Source organism: Pseudomonas sp. DCA-1 (assembly GCF_046523955.1).
GTDB lineage: Bacteria > Pseudomonadota > Gammaproteobacteria > Pseudomonadales > Pseudomonadaceae > Aquipseudomonas > Aquipseudomonas putida_Y.
Genome location: NZ_CP169881.1, coordinates 499,654 through 513,703 on the forward strand (window position 1 = coordinate 499,654; position 14,050 = coordinate 513,703).

Here is a 14,050-nt window from a genome sequence, read left to right on the forward strand (position 1 = left end):
TAGAACCTTGATAGCCGGCTGCACCCTACAGGGGTGTGGCGCGGCCTTCGGCTGCCTTGAATTCCCTGACTGCCCTGCCGGCGTGCTCGCTGGCGGCCCGCGCCTGCGCGCTTGTCAGGGGCAAACGTGCCCACGGCCAGGGGAATGGCCGTGCGACTAGAGAAAGGAGAAACACGGTGAACATTACACAGTTGAAAGCGGCCCTGCCGCGTGAGTTGCTGGCATCGGTGGTGGTCTTCCTGGTGGCCCTGCCGTTGTGCATGGGCATTGCGATCGCCTCGGGCATGCCACCGGCGAAAGGCCTGATTACTGGGATTATCGGCGGCATTGTCGTCGGGTTCCTTGCCGGATCGCCGCTACAGGTCAGCGGCCCCGCTGCCGGTCTGGCGGTACTGGTGTTCGAGCTGGTACGCCAGCACGGCATGGCCATGCTTGGGCCGATCCTGCTGTTGGCCGGCTTGCTGCAGTTACTGGCCGGGCGCCTGCGCCTGGGCTGCTGGTTCCGCGTCACTGCGCCGGCGGTGGTGTACGGCATGCTGGCGGGGATTGGCGTGTTGATCGTGCTGTCTCAGGTGCATGTGATGTTCGACACGGCGCCGCAACCGTCAGGCCTGCAGAACCTGCTGGAGTTCCCGGCAACCGTGGCGGCAGCCCTGTCACAGGAGGGTGTTGGCTCAGGTTGGATGGCCGGTGCGCTTGGCCTGGGGACCATCGCCATCATGTGGGGTTGGGAGCGCCTTCGGCCGCAGCGGCTGCGCTTTGTCCCGGGTGCCTTGCTCGGCGTGGCAAGCATGACCGCCATCAGCATGTGGCTGGTCCTGCCGGTAAACCGCGTGCAAGTGCCGGCAGACCTGACTGAGGCCATTGACTGGATTCGCCCGGGTGACCTGATGCAACTGGCTGACCCTGCTCTGCTGGTCGCCGCCTTTGCCCTGGCTTTCATCGCCAGCGCCGAAACCCTGCTGTCGGCTGCAGCGGTCGATCGCATGCACAGTGGTCAGCGCTCGGATTTTGACCGTGAGCTTTCAGCCCAAGGCATTGGCAACATGCTTTGCGGGGTGCTGGGCGCCTTGCCGATGACCGGGGTGATCGTGCGCAGTTCGGCCAATGTCCAGGCCGGAGCGCAGACCCGGGCCTCGGCGATTTTCCATGGCCTATGGCTGTTGGCGTTCGTGGTGGCGCTTAGTAGCGTGCTGCAACAGATACCGGTAGCGAGCCTGGCGGGTGTGCTGGTGTTTACCGGGATCAAGCTGGTCGACTTCAAAGCGTTTCGTGGGCTAGGCCGTTATGGCCGCATGCCGATGTTCACCTATGCGGCGACGGCGCTGGCGATCATCTTTACCGACCTGTTGACTGGGGTACTGCTTGGCTTTGCCCTGACCTTGCTGAAACTGGCGTTCAAGGCTGCGCGGCTGAAGATCAACCTGGTCAGCCTGGAGAAGCCGGGACATATGGAGCTGCGGCTCAGCGGTGCGGCGACGTTCCTCAAGGTGCCGGCGTTGACCCAGGTGCTTGATAGCGTTCCGGCGGGCACCACGTTGCACGTCCCGCTGGGTAACCTGAGTTATATCGACCACTCGTGCCTTGAGTTGCTGGAGGACTGGAGCCGCAGCAATTCTGCCAATGGATCACGGTTGCGGATAGAGCAGCGGCGCCTGAAGCGGCGGATCGAGGGGCGCTTGCGGACCACGGCGGGGGTTGGGGCCTAGCCCCAGTGTAAGGAGCGGGTTCACCCGCAAATACGATGGCAGCGGCAGCGGTGAACGGCGGGTGGAAATTGGTTAGCAGGCCCGGCCCATTCGCGGGCAAGGCCGCTCCTACACCGGGCACGCTTCGGTGGTTCGGCACAGGCCGTTGTAGGAGCGGGTTCACCCGCGAATGGGCCGGGACAGGACAATCAGGCCGGCTGACCCAGCTCCACACCCAGCTGGCGCGACAGGCATGGCCAGCGCTTCCACGCCGCGCCGGTTTCCGGGCTGCTTAGCTTTTCGCGGTAAGCCTCCACCGATTCCACCGCAAAGCTTTCGTCATTGAGCATTTCGTCAACCGAGTGGTGCACCACTTCATCCAGCTGGTTGGCAAAGCTTTCGCCAATCAACTGGTGGGCAATCAGGTTGGCCACCGTGGTGTCGACCGGGATCAACGGCTGCTGGAAGTGGCGGATGTACAAGTCATTCACCTCTTCCACCAAGCGGTGCGCCAGGTAGGCCTCATCCAGTAGGCAGTCCAGGCCCACATGCCCTTGCATCACACTGGGCGGCTGAAGGAAGTAGGCCTCGGCAATTTTCAGTACCGGTTTGATCTGGGCTTCGATGCCGGCTTCGCGAGCGACCTCGTGGGCGGCCTCCAACAGTTCCGGAACCTGATCGATGTAGGCGCTGACGAAGCGCGCCAAAGTACCCTGGGCGTCCTGCTCAGGCAGTTGGATCGAGGGGTGCAGGTGGGGCAGTTGCAACTCGAGACGCTGTTTCAATTGGCCGGTCTGGCCTTCATGTTGATGGGCTTGGCTTACCTGCTCGCGTACAGCAGCGATGTTCATGACAACTCCAGGGACATTACGTTTCAAACGGAAGACACTAAATTAGCTCGGTATACAGAATACCTAAGACGTATTTGTTATAAACCACGCAAACGTGTGCTATCTCTGGCATAACCGAATGCCACCATTTTGCCATGAACTCTCAAGCGCGCGGTTTTCAGGCGTTCTGGCCATTTCGTGAAGTTCATTTCACAGGCGTCATTGCGTGCCATTGGTCGCTGTCTATACTCCCGTTGAACGTGATTCGTTGATGAGGCCCGACTGCTTTTAGCAGGGGCTCGGTCGTCGAAGCCAGGCAGTCTTGACCGCCGTTCCCTCTTGCCGCAGGCCACGCCTCCGGGACAACAAGAATTAGAAGGGGAACCCGCAATGATGCGACATCCACATGTCTGGATGGGCCTCCTGTTGTGGTCGGTTTTTGGTCAGGCGAACGCCGCCTGGACCGTGAACATGCACCCAGGGGCGACGGAAGTTTCCAACGCCGTCTTCGACCTGCACATGACCATCTTCTGGATCTGCGTGATCATTGGCATCGTGGTGTTTGGCGCGATGTTCTGGTCGATGGTCATCCACCGCCGCTCCACTGGCCAGCAGGCTGCGCATTTCCACGAGCACACCTGGGTGGAAATCCTCTGGACCGTAGTCCCCTTCCTGATTCTGGTGGCCATGGCTATCCCGGCCACCAAGACGCTGATCGACATCTACGATGCCAGTGACTCGGACATCGACATCCAGGTCACTGGGTACCAGTGGAAATGGCATTACAAGTACCTGGGCCAGGACGTCGAGTTCTTCAGCAACCTGGCTACCCCTGCCGACCAGATCCACAACAAGGCGCCCAAGGATGAGCATTACCTGCTGGAAGTCGACCAGCCGCTGGTGCTGCCGGTGGGCGCGAAAGTGCGCTTTCTGGTCACCGCTGCCGACGTGATCCACTCCTGGTGGGTGCCGGCCTTCGCGGTCAAGCGCGACGCCATCCCGGGCTTCGTCAACGAAGCCTGGACCCGTATCGAAAAGCCCGGCATCTACCGTGGTCAGTGCACCGAGCTGTGCGGCAAGGACCACGGCTTCATGCCGGTGGTGGTCGACGTCAAGTCCAAGGCCGATTACGAGACCTGGCTGGGCGAGCGCAAGGCTGAAGCCGCCAAGCTCAAGGAGCTGACCAGCAAGGAATGGACCCTGGAAGAGCTGGTGGCGCGAGGCGACAAGATCTACCACACCACCTGCGTGGCCTGTCACCAGGCCGAAGGCCAGGGCCTGCCGCCAATGTTCCCGGCGCTCAAAGGCTCGAAGATTGCCACCGGGCCCAAGGAAGACCACTTGAGCATTGTCTTCCATGGCAAGCCCGGCACGGCCATGGCCGCTTTCGGCAAGCAGCTGTCGGAAGTCGACATCGCCGCTGTGGTCACCTACGAGCGCAACGCCTGGGGCAACAACAAAGGCGATATGGTCACGCCGAAGGACGTGCTGGCGCTGAAGCAGGCAGAAGCCAAGTGAACCGGGTTACTCGCGGCAATCATTGGATTGCAGGAGACAGGACATGAGTGCAGTGATCGACGACCACGCCCACGGCCAGGACCATGCGCACGGCCCGGCCAAGGGCCTGATGCGCTGGGTACTGACCACCAACCACAAAGACATCGGCACGATGTACCTGTGGTTCAGTTTCATCATGTTCCTGCTCGGTGGCTCGTTTGCCATGGTGATCCGCGCCGAGCTTTTCCAGCCGGGATTGCAGATCGTGGAGCCGGCGTTCTTCAACCAGATGACCACCATGCATGGCCTGATCATGGTGTTCGGCGCGGTGATGCCAGCCTTCGTCGGCCTGGCCAACTGGATGATCCCGCTGATGATCGGCGCACCTGACATGGCACTGCCACGGATGAACAACTTCAGCTTCTGGCTGCTGCCGGCGGCCTTCCTGCTGCTGGTATCAACCTTGTTCAGCCCGGGCGGAGGGCCGAACTTTGGCTGGACGTTCTACGCGCCGCTTTCCACCACCTATGCGCCAGCCAGCGTCACCTTCTTCATCTTCGCCATCCACCTGATGGGTATCAGTTCGATCATGGGGGCGATCAACGTGATTGCCACCATCCTCAACCTGCGTGCCCCCGGCATGACCCTGATGAAAATGCCGCTGTTCGTCTGGACCTGGTTGATTACCGCGTTCCTGCTGATTGCGGTGATGCCGGTGCTGGCCGGCGTGGTAACCATGATGCTGATGGACATCCACTTCGGTACCAGCTTTTTCAGTGCCGCAGGTGGCGGTGACCCGGTGCTGTTCCAGCATGTGTTCTGGTTCTTCGGTCACCCTGAGGTTTACATCATGATCCTGCCCGCCTTCGGTGCGGTCAGCTCGATCATCCCGGCGTTCTCGCGCAAGCCGCTGTTCGGTTACACCTCGATGGTGTACGCCACCGGCGCCATCGCCTTCCTGTCATTCATCGTCTGGGCCCACCATATGTTCGTGGTAGGCATCCCGGTGGTCGGCGAATTGTTCTTCATGTACGCCACCATGCTGATTGCCGTGCCCACCGGGGTGAAGGTATTCAACTGGGTCAGCACCATGTGGGAAGGTTCGCTCACCTTCGAAACGCCGATGCTGTTCGCCATCGCCTTTGTCATCCTGTTCACCATCGGCGGTTTCTCCGGGCTGATGCTGGCGATCGCCCCGGCGGACTTCCAGTACCACGACACTTACTTCGTGGTGGCGCATTTCCACTACGTACTGGTGCCTGGTGCAATTTTCGGCATCTTCGCCTCGGCCTACTACTGGCTGCCGAAATGGACCGGCCACATGTACGACGAAACCCTCGGCAAACTGCATTTCTGGCTGTCGTTCATCGGCATGAACATGGCCTTCTTCCCCATGCACTTCGTAGGTTTGGCCGGCATGCCACGGCGCATTCCCGACTACAACCTGCAGTTCGCCGATTTCAACATGGTGTCGTCGATCGGCGCGTTCATGTTCGGTGCCACGCAGATCTTCTTCCTATTCATTGTCATCAAGTGCATTCGCGGTGGCGCGCCGGCACCGGCCAAACCCTGGGATGGCGCCGAGGGCCTTGAGTGGTCGATACCCTCACCTGCGCCCTACCACACCTTCCAGACACCCCCGGAAGTGAAATAGGAACCTGCCATGAACGGCCTGTCGCTGAAACGCCTGGTAACGCGCCTGCTGATGCTGACGGTGGTGATGTTCGCCTTCGGCTTCGCGCTGGTGCCGATCTACGACGTGATGTGCAAAGCCTTCGGTATCAACGGCAAGACCGGCGGCCAGTACGAAGGTAGCCAGGTCAGCGACCCGACGCGTGCGGTGCGGGTGCAGTTCATGTCGACCAATGCCAGCGACATGGTCTGGGACTTCTACTCCACTGCCGACCAGCTGGAGGTCAACCCGGGGGCGGTGAACCAGATGATTTTCATTGCCCACAACCCGACCGACCGGCCGATGAGTGCGCAGGCAATACCCAGCATTACCCCGGCCGAGGCCGCGGCCTACTTCCACAAGACCGAGTGCTTCTGCTTTACCCAGCAGGTGCTGCAGCCCGGCGAACGCATCGAGATGCCGGTGCGCTTCATCGTCGACCGCGACCTGCCGGCCAGCGTGAAGCAACTGACACTGGCCTACACCTTGTTCGACATCACCGCTCGCCACCCGCCGGTCGCGCACGTTGCGGCGCAGGACGTCCAGGGCGCCCGTTAAGGGAAGGAGAACAGCAATGGCAAGTCATGAGCACTACTACGTTCCGGCGCAGAGCAAATGGCCGATCATCGCCACCATCGGCATGTTCATCACGGTGTTTGGCCTGGGCACCTGGTTCAACGACATGAAGGCGGGCCACCCGGATTCGCACGGGCCGCTGATTTTCTTTGTGGGTGCGTTGTTTCTGGCCTACATGCTGTTCGGCTGGTTTGGGGCAGTGGTCAAGGAGAGCCGCGCCGGGTTGTACAGCCCGCAGCTGGATCGCTCGTTCCGCTGGGGCATGAGCTGGTTCATCTTCTCTGAAGTGATGTTCTTCCTGGCCTTCTTCGGTGCGCTGTTCTATGTGCGCGTACTGGCGGGGCCGTGGCTGGGTGGCGAAGGGGCAAAAGGTGTTGCGCACATGCTGTGGCCAACCTTCGAATTCACCTGGCCGCTGCTGCACACCCCCGACCCCAAGCTGTTCCCGCCGCCCAAGGAAGTGATCGACCCGTGGCACTTGCCGCTGATCAACACCATCCTGCTGGTCAGTTCCAGTGTGACAATCACCATTGCCCACCACGCCTTGCGCCGTGACCACCGCGGGCCGCTGAAATTCTGGATGGCGCTGACCATTGTCCTGGGCATCAGCTTTATCGCGCTGCAGGCCTTCGAGTACCACGAGGCCTATACCAAGCTGGGGCTGACACTGGGCTCAGGGATCTACGGTGCGACGTTTTTCATGCTTACCGGCTTCCACGGTGCCCACGTGACATTGGGCACGATCATTCTGATTGTGATGTTCGTGCGCATTCTGCGCGGGCATTTCAACCCGGAAAAACACTTCGGCTTCGAGGCGGCCAGTTGGTACTGGCACTTCGTCGATGTGGTGTGGGTGGGGTTGTTCATCTTTGTCTATGTGTTGTGAACACGAGAACGCTGTAGGGGCGGTTGAGAACTTCAGAAAGGGGCGTGAGAGACCAGTTGACCGCTGATCAAACCCCAGGCGACCAGGCCTATGGTCAGGGCTGCCAGGGTCACCCGTACGGTCAGGGCCTTGAGCAGACGGGTCGAGTTTTCATCATCTTTGACCAGAAACACCAGGCCACTGAACAGGCTGGCAATGGTGGCCAACAGCATCAGGACAATCGCGGCCTTGAGCATGATGTTACTCCGGGGGGATGCGGTGATGTGGATAAGTATAGCGAGGCGCCCGTGAGGCCGTTTCGCCCAGGCTGGGTACCGACGCTGGTAGTGCTTGCGCTGCTGCCGGGGCTGATTGCGCTTGGTTGCTGGCAACTCGGCCGTGCCGAGGAAAAGCGCGTGCTGCTGGCCACTTATGCAGAACGGCGGATTGAAGCGCCGATCACCACCGCCCAGCTCCTCTCGAAAGAAGACAACGCCTTCCGCCGCGTGCATTTGTATGGCCGCTTCGACGCCGAGCACAGCGTGCTGCTGGACAACCGCATGCGCGACGGCAAAGCCGGTGTCGAGCTGCTGCAGCCCTTCCACGACCAAGCCAGCGGCCTGTGGTTGCTGATCAATCGTGGCTGGCTGCCATGGCAGGACCGCCGGCTGCCGGTGCACTTCGAAACCCCTGCGCAGGCCTTGGCGCTGGATGCCTCTGTGTATGTCGCGCCTGGCAGCACCTTCCAGCTGCACCCAGACCCCATCGGCGGGCAATGGCCACATCTGTTGACCGCTATCGATGCCGCGCTGCTATGGCAACAGCTTGATCGCGAAGGCTTCGCCCAGGAATTGCGCCTGGAGCCGGGCCCGGCGAGCTATCGCCTGGACTGGCCGGTTGTCGCCATGAGCCCCGAAAAACACGTGGGTTACGCCGTGCAGTGGTTTGCCCTGGCGACCGCTCTGGTTCTGCTCTACCTCTTCTTCGGCTGGCACCAAAACAAGGAGAAACGCCATGGCCACCGCCACTCCACTGGACGCGCATGAACGTAGCAAACCCAGAGCCCGTGGGCGTTTGCAGCTGTTGCTTATCCTGCTGGTGGTGCTTGGGCCGATGGTTCTGGCCACCAGCATGTACAAGCTCAAATTCTGGGTGCCGGAAGGCCGCAGCTACCATGGTGCCATGATTGGCAATGGGGAAAGCCGTGCCGATCTCGGCGTGGCAGGGCAGGACAATCGCTGGCAGTTGCTGGTCAGCGCACCCCAGGCTTGCACCGAAGACTGTCAGCGCCTGGTGTACCTGGCTCGGCAGATTCAGGTCGGGCTGGGGCGTGATGCCAGCCGCGCCAGCCACGCGCTGGCCGCCGCCCAGCCGCTGAGTGCCGACTACCAGGCACTGCTCGGCCGCGAGTACCCGCAGTTGCAGCGCTACCCGCTGGATGCGCAACGTTACCAGCAGAAGGTTGTCGAGCCCGGCCCGCAGCTGTGGATCGTCGACCCGCACGGCAACCTGGTGCTGCGCTATGACGGCAAGGTCAACGGCAAGCATGTGCTGGATGACCTGCGCCACCTGCTCAAGCTGTCCAATATCGGCTAGGAGCCTGCCATGGCCAGACCTGGATTTCGCCTTGCTGTGTTCGCCACCCTGCTGGCACTGCTGGTCGTCCTGCTCGGTGCCTATACCCGCCTGACCCACGCCGGCCTCGGTTGCCCCGACTGGCCAGGGTGCTATGGCTTTATCAGCGTGCCCAAGAGCGACGCGCAGTTGGCCCATGCCGAGCTGCACTTTCCTGAGCACCCAGTGGAGGCTGCCAAGGGCTGGGCCGAAATGGTCCACCGCTATTTCGCCGGTAGCCTGGCCGTGGTGATCGCCCTGCTCGCCTTTCAGGCAGTGCGCCGGCATGCCCGCGATGGGCAGCCTTATCGCCTGCCCATGCTGCTACTGGGTGTGGTGCTGGCCCAGGCAGCCTTCGGTATGTGGACCGTCACCCTGAAGCTATGGCCGCAGGTGGTCACGGCGCACTTGCTGGGTGGCTTTACCACGTTGAGCTTGCTGTTCCTGTTGTCTCTGCGTCTGTCCCGGGCCTTTGCGCCCTTGCCGAAACTGCCGCTGAGCCTGCGCCGAATCGCGGCGTTGGCGCTACTGGTGGTAATCGGCCAGATCGCCTTGGGCGGTTGGGTCAGCGCCAACTACGCCGCCGTGGCCTGCATCGACCTGCCGACTTGCCATGGCCAGTGGTGGCCAGCGGCGGACTTCAGCAACGGCTTCCACCTGACCCAACACGTCGGGCCCAATTACCTTGGCGGGCAGCTGGACAGTGATGCGCGTACGGCCATCCACATCAGCCACAGGCTGGGCGCGCTGCTGGTGACCTGCGTGCTACTGATGCTCAGCTGGAAGCTGCACCGCTGTGGTCTCCCCGGCCTGGCACGGCTGGTGCTGCTGGCGCTGGCCCTGCAAGTGGGCCTGGGCATCAGCAATGTGGTGTTCCACCTGCCGCTGGCGGTGGCTGTTGCGCACAATGCCGGCGGGGCGATGCTGCTGCTGAGCATGGTGCTGGTGAACTACCGCATTCGAGTGGTCGACAAGGTTCGAGTGGGCGTCGGCCATGGCTGGCGTCTGCGGCCCGTGGTCGGGGTGGGCATTTCCCATCATATGAGGAACGACTCGTGGCGACGCTTCTAAGCGTACGACGGGCTCGCTGGCGCGATTACCTTGAGCTGACCAAGCCCAAGGTGGTGGTGCTGATGCTGATCACCTCGCTGGCGGGCATGTTCCTGGCCACCCGGGCGGGCGTCAGCTGGAGCGTGCTGTTGTTTGGCAACCTGGGTATCGGCCTGTGCGCGGGTGGCGCGGCGGTGGTCAATCATGTGGTGGATCGGCGCATCGATGCGCTGATGGCGCGCACCCACAAACGGCCTTTGGCCCAAGGCCGAGTCGAGCCCCTGCCGGCGCTGTTGTTCGCTTTGGCCTTGGCCCTGTTAGGCATGGTCCTGCTGCTGGTGTTCACCAACGCCCTCACCGCTTGGCTGACCCTGGCCTCATTACTCGGTTATGCGGTGCTCTACACTGGCTTTCTCAAGCGCGCCACGCCCCAGAACATCGTCATCGGTGGCCTGGCCGGCGCCGCTCCACCGTTGCTCGGCTGGGTGGCGGTAAGCGGCCATGTCAGCGCCGAACCCTTGCTGCTTGTGCTGATCATTTTTGCCTGGACCCCGCCGCATTTCTGGGCGCTGGCCATCCACCGCAAGGAGGAATACGCCAAGGCCGATATCCCGATGTTGCCGGTGACCCACGGCGAGTACTACACCAAGCTGCATATCCTGCTGTACACCCTGGTCTTGCTGGCAGTGAGCCTGCTGCCGTATGCCATCCACATGAGTGGCCCGCTGTACCTGGCCTGTGCCCTGGCTTTGGGCCTGCGCTTCCTGCATTGGGCCTGGGTGTTGTACCGTAGCAGCCGGCCGCACGCAGCGATCGGCACCTTCAAGTACTCTATCGGCTACCTGTTCGCGCTGTTCATTGCGTTGCTTCTTGACCACTACCTGTTGCTGAACCTATGACCCGAACCCAGAAAACCGTCTTCATCCTCGTTGCCCTGGTCGCGTTGATCATGGGCCTGACCGTCAACAAGGTGCTTAATGGTCGTGACCAGCCCAACCCTGCCGAGCTGATCGATGCGGGCATCATCCTGCTGCCGCAGAGCCGCGCCGTGGCCGATGTCACCATGACCAACCAGGACGGCCAGCCGGTGCAGATGGATGCCCTCAAGGGCAAATGGTCGCTGCTGTTCTTTGGCTACACCTACTGCCCGGATATCTGCCCGACCACTCTGGCCCAGCTGCGCCAGGTGAAGAGCGAGCTGCCCAAGGATGCCGTCGACCGGCTGCAGGTGGTGTTGGTGAGTGTGGACCCTAACCGCGATACGCCGAACCAGCTGAAGCAGTATCTGGGCTATTTCGACAAGGACTTTGTCGGCGTGGCGGGGTCGATCGAGGATACCCAGAAGCTGGCCAATGCCTTGAGCATTCCGTTCATTCCTGCGGATACCAGCAAGCCGGGGTATACCGTGGATCACAGCGGTAACCTGGCGATTGTCGGTCCGGATGGACGACAGCGTGGGTTCATTCGGGCGCCGTTCAACAACCAGAAGCTGGGGGCGCAGCTGCCGGGGCTGGTCAAGCGGGATTGAGTCAGCCCCAAAAGCTTCGCGGGTAAACCCGCTCCTACAACGATGTGTGTAGGAGCGGGTTTACCCGCGAAGAGTCCAGCGTGATAGTTCGGCTCAGAACGCCGGAACCACAGCGCCTTTGTACTTCTCGATGATGAACTGCTTCACCTCTGGCGAGTGCAGTGCAGCCGCCAGTTTCTTCATGTCGTCCGAGTCCTTGTTGTCCGGGCGGGCAACCAGAATGTTCACGTAAGGCGAGTCGCTGCCCTCGATGGCCAGCGCGTCTTTTTCCGGGTTCAGCTTGGCTTCCAGCGCGTAATTGGTGTTGATCAGGGCGGCATCTACCTGGGTCAGCACGCGCGGGATGGTGGCGGCTTCCAGCTCACGGAACTTCACGTTTCTCGGGTTCTCGGCAACATCCTTCACGGTCGACAGGATGTTCTTGTTGTCCTTGAGCTTGATCACGCCAGCCTTGTCCAGCAGCAGCAAGGCGCGGCCGCCGTTGGTGGCGTCGTTGGGGATGACCACGGTGGCGCCGGAGGACAGCTCGTCGAGCTTCTTGATCTTGGTCGAATACACGCCCAGTGGCTCGATGTGCACGCCAGTCACGCTCACCAGGTTTGTGCCCTTGGCCTTGTTGAACTCATCCAGGTAAGGCTGGTGCTGGAAGAAGTTGGCGTCCAGGCGCTTTTCGGCCACCTGCACGTTCGGCTGGATGTAGTCGGTGAATTCCTTGACCTTCAGCTCTACGCCTTCTTTCGCCAGTTGTGGTTTGACGAAGTTGAGGATCTCGGCGTGCGGCACCGGGGTGGCGGCGACGGTGAGGGTATCGGCCTGGGCCGAGAAGGCCGCGACAGCGGCAGCGACAGCAAGCAGCTTCTTCATTGATCACTCCTTGTGAGGGCCGCGACGGCCCCCGAACGGGTCGGCCAGGCCGACCCCATTGGGGTTACTTACGGGAAAAATGCACGACCAGTTTGTCGCCCACGCTCTGCAGTACTTGAACCAGTACCAGCAGCAGTACCACGGTCACTACCATCACATCTGTCTGGAAACGCTGGTAACCGAAGCGGATAGCCAGGTCGCCAAGGCCACCGGCACCCACCACACCGGCCATGGCGGTGTAAGAAACCAGGGTAATGGCGGTTACGGTAATGGCCGCGAAGATGCCCGGACGGGCCTCCGGCAGCAGCGCACTGGTGATGATCTGGCGGGTGGTGGCACCCATTGACTGGGTGGCCTCGATGATGCCGCGGTCCACTTCACGCAGGGCGGTTTCAACCAGGCGCGCAAAGAACGGCGTGGCACCCACTACCAGCGGCGGGATGGCACCCGCAACGCCCAGCGAGGTACCGGTGATCAGCACGGTGAACGGGATCATCACGATCAGCAAGATGATGAATGGCAGCGAGCGCAGGATGTTGACCACCAGCGACAGCAGCGCATAGACGCCTTTTTGTTCGAACATCTGCTTTGGCCCGCAGAGGAACAGCAGCACACCCAGTGGCAGGCCCAGCAGCACGGTGAAGAACAGCGAGCCGAACAGCATGATCATGGTATCGACGGTGGCCAGCCAGATTTCGGCCCAGTCGACGTTGGCGAAGAAACTCAGAGCGTCCATCAACGCATTACCTCCATATGTACGTCAGCTGCCTTGAAGCGGGCGAACGCCGCTTCCATGTCTCCGCCGATCAGGGCGAGAGTGAGCTGGCCATAGGGGACATCCTTGATGCGGTCGATACGCCCGGCGAGGATGCTGTAGTCGACACCGGTTTCGCGGGCCACGGTGCCCAGCAGCGGCGCGTAGGTAGCGTCGCCCTGGAAGGTCAGGCGTACGATGCGGCCTGGAACGTGGGCAAAGTCGTCGCGCTGCTCACCTTCGTCGACCTGCTCGTCTTCCTGGACGAAGCGCTTGGTGGTGGGGTGCTGCGGGTGCAGGAACACCTCGGCCACCGAGCCTTGCTCGACGATCTTGCCGGCGTCCATCACTGCCACGCAGTCGCAGACACGGCGGATCACGTCCATCTCGTGGGTGATCAGCACGATGGTCAGCTTCAGTTCACGGTTGATCTCGGCCAGTAGTTGCAGCACGGAGGCCGTGGTTTGCGGGTCGAGGGCACTGGTGGCCTCGTCGCATAGCAGGATCTTCGGGTTGGTCGACAGGGCGCGGGCGATACCGACGCGCTGCTTCTGGCCACCGGACAGCTGTGCCGGGTACTTCTTGGCGTGGTCCGACAGGCCAACGCGAGCCAGTAGCTCGGTGACGCGCTTGTCGATTTCGCTGCGCGACAGCTCGCCGGCCAGGGCCAGCGGCAGGGCGACGTTGTCGGCGACGGTCTTGGAGGCCAGCAGGTTGAAGTGCTGGAAAATCATCCCGACCTGCTGGCGGAAGCCGCGTAACTGGCTGGCGTTGAACGCGGTGACGTCTTCGCCGTCGACGATGATCTTGCCGCCGGAGGGTTCCTCCAGGCGGTTGATCAGGCGCAGCATGGTGCTTTTGCCGGCGCCGGAATGGCCGATCAGGCCGAACACTTGGCCATCTTCGATGGTCAGGCTGGTCGGATTCAGTGCGGGGATTTCCCTACCGGCAACGCGGTAGGTTTTATGTACCTGTTGGAACTCGATCACGTAGCGAACCTTGTGGGGCGCATTGAAATTTGGGTCAGCGGTTAGCTGGGGTCGCGCATTTTAGCCTTTTCCCATAGCTGTTCTTAGCATTTATTTCGTCATGCACCAATCCATCGGGCATAT

At 61.6% G+C, this 14,050-nt stretch carries 15 protein-coding genes; 10 read left to right on the forward strand and 5 right to left on the reverse strand.

Translation table 11 applies throughout. The features are described from left to right. Window positions 1–176 precede the first annotated feature (176 nt). Complete coding sequence (locus ACE4QZ_RS02585; protein ID WP_021784581.1) at window positions 177–1,709, forward strand: SulP family inorganic anion transporter; 1,533 nt, start codon at window positions 177–179, stop codon at window positions 1,707–1,709. A gap of 188 nt (window positions 1,710–1,897) precedes the next feature. Here the strand turns inward: ACE4QZ_RS02585 and ACE4QZ_RS02590 are convergent, their stop codons facing one another. Beyond that, the gene (locus tag ACE4QZ_RS02590; protein WP_028697691.1) at window positions 1,898–2,539 is read right to left on the reverse strand and encodes a hypothetical protein; all 642 of its coding nucleotides are present in this window, start codon (window positions 2,537–2,539) and stop codon (window positions 1,898–1,900) included. A 369-nt stretch (window positions 2,540–2,908) separates the two neighbouring features. Here ACE4QZ_RS02590 and coxB point away from each other — a divergent pair, with 369 nt between their 5' ends. The 4 genes from coxB to ACE4QZ_RS02610 are packed head-to-tail and all read left to right on the forward strand — an operon-like array spanning window position 2,909 to window position 7,149. Then, window positions 2,909–4,036 (forward strand): cytochrome c oxidase subunit II, encoded by a 1,128-nt coding sequence (gene coxB, locus ACE4QZ_RS02595; RefSeq protein WP_021784583.1) that lies wholly within the window; start codon window positions 2,909–2,911, stop codon window positions 4,034–4,036. Between the two features lie 43 nt (window positions 4,037–4,079). Then, window positions 4,080–5,669 carry a cytochrome c oxidase subunit I gene (gene ctaD, locus ACE4QZ_RS02600; protein ID WP_021784584.1) on the forward strand — a complete coding sequence of 530 codons (1,590 nt, stop codon included), beginning with the start codon at window positions 4,080–4,082 and terminating at the stop codon, window positions 5,667–5,669. A 9-nt stretch (window positions 5,670–5,678) separates the two neighbouring features. Further along, window positions 5,679–6,245 carry a cytochrome c oxidase assembly protein gene (locus ACE4QZ_RS02605; protein ID WP_021784585.1) on the forward strand — a complete coding sequence of 189 codons (567 nt, stop codon included), beginning with the start codon at window positions 5,679–5,681 and terminating at the stop codon, window positions 6,243–6,245. A 16-nt stretch (window positions 6,246–6,261) separates the two neighbouring features. After that, the gene (locus ACE4QZ_RS02610; RefSeq protein WP_020191170.1) at window positions 6,262–7,149 is read left to right on the forward strand and encodes a cytochrome c oxidase subunit 3; all 888 of its coding nucleotides are present in this window, start codon (window positions 6,262–6,264) and stop codon (window positions 7,147–7,149) included. A 32-nt stretch (window positions 7,150–7,181) separates the two neighbouring features. Here the strand turns inward: ACE4QZ_RS02610 and ACE4QZ_RS02615 are convergent, their stop codons facing one another. Next, window positions 7,182–7,385: a twin transmembrane helix small protein gene (locus tag ACE4QZ_RS02615; RefSeq protein WP_003253030.1), complete on the reverse strand. Its 204-nt coding sequence runs from the start codon at window positions 7,383–7,385 to the stop codon at window positions 7,182–7,184. A 51-nt stretch (window positions 7,386–7,436) separates the two neighbouring features. Here ACE4QZ_RS02615 and ACE4QZ_RS02620 point away from each other — a divergent pair, with 51 nt between their 5' ends. The 5 genes from ACE4QZ_RS02620 to ACE4QZ_RS02640 are packed head-to-tail and all read left to right on the forward strand — an operon-like array spanning window position 7,437 to window position 11,320. Then, window positions 7,437–8,174, forward strand: a complete 738-nt coding sequence (locus ACE4QZ_RS02620; protein WP_028697690.1) for an SURF1 family protein — start codon at window positions 7,437–7,439, stop codon at window positions 8,172–8,174. After that, complete coding sequence (locus ACE4QZ_RS02625; protein WP_021784587.1) at window positions 8,143–8,724, forward strand: hypothetical protein; 582 nt, start codon at window positions 8,143–8,145, stop codon at window positions 8,722–8,724. Before ACE4QZ_RS02620 ends, ACE4QZ_RS02625 begins: the two co-directional genes overlap by 32 nt. A 9-nt stretch (window positions 8,725–8,733) precedes the next feature. Next, entirely contained in the window at window positions 8,734–9,813 is a 1,080-nt protein-coding gene (locus ACE4QZ_RS02630) for a COX15/CtaA family protein (protein WP_021784588.1), read from the forward strand. Continuing rightward, window positions 9,798–10,691 carry a heme o synthase gene (gene cyoE, locus ACE4QZ_RS02635; protein WP_021784589.1) on the forward strand — a complete coding sequence of 298 codons (894 nt, stop codon included), beginning with the start codon at window positions 9,798–9,800 and terminating at the stop codon, window positions 10,689–10,691. Before ACE4QZ_RS02630 ends, cyoE begins: the two co-directional genes overlap by 16 nt. After that, on the forward strand, window positions 10,688–11,320 hold the full coding sequence (locus tag ACE4QZ_RS02640; protein ID WP_021784590.1) for an SCO family protein: 633 nt from the start codon (window positions 10,688–10,690) through the stop codon (window positions 11,318–11,320). The genes cyoE and ACE4QZ_RS02640 overlap by 4 nt, the downstream gene beginning before the upstream one ends. Window positions 11,321–11,413: 93 nt before the next feature. On the opposite strand, the gene ACE4QZ_RS02645 is transcribed toward ACE4QZ_RS02640, so the two are convergent. The 3 genes from ACE4QZ_RS02645 to ACE4QZ_RS02655 form a co-directional block, all read right to left on the reverse strand. Continuing rightward, the gene (locus ACE4QZ_RS02645; RefSeq protein ID WP_021784591.1) at window positions 11,414–12,184 is read right to left on the reverse strand and encodes a MetQ/NlpA family ABC transporter substrate-binding protein; all 771 of its coding nucleotides are present in this window, start codon (window positions 12,182–12,184) and stop codon (window positions 11,414–11,416) included. A 64-nt stretch (window positions 12,185–12,248) separates the two neighbouring features. Further along, on the reverse strand, window positions 12,249–12,920 hold the full coding sequence (locus ACE4QZ_RS02650; RefSeq protein ID WP_021784592.1) for a methionine ABC transporter permease: 672 nt from the start codon (window positions 12,918–12,920) through the stop codon (window positions 12,249–12,251). Continuing rightward, window positions 12,920–13,927: a methionine ABC transporter ATP-binding protein gene (locus ACE4QZ_RS02655; RefSeq protein ID WP_021784593.1), complete on the reverse strand. Its 1,008-nt coding sequence runs from the start codon at window positions 13,925–13,927 to the stop codon at window positions 12,920–12,922. Before ACE4QZ_RS02655 ends, ACE4QZ_RS02650 begins: the two co-directional genes overlap by 1 nt. Between the last annotated feature and the right edge of the window lie 123 nt (window positions 13,928–14,050).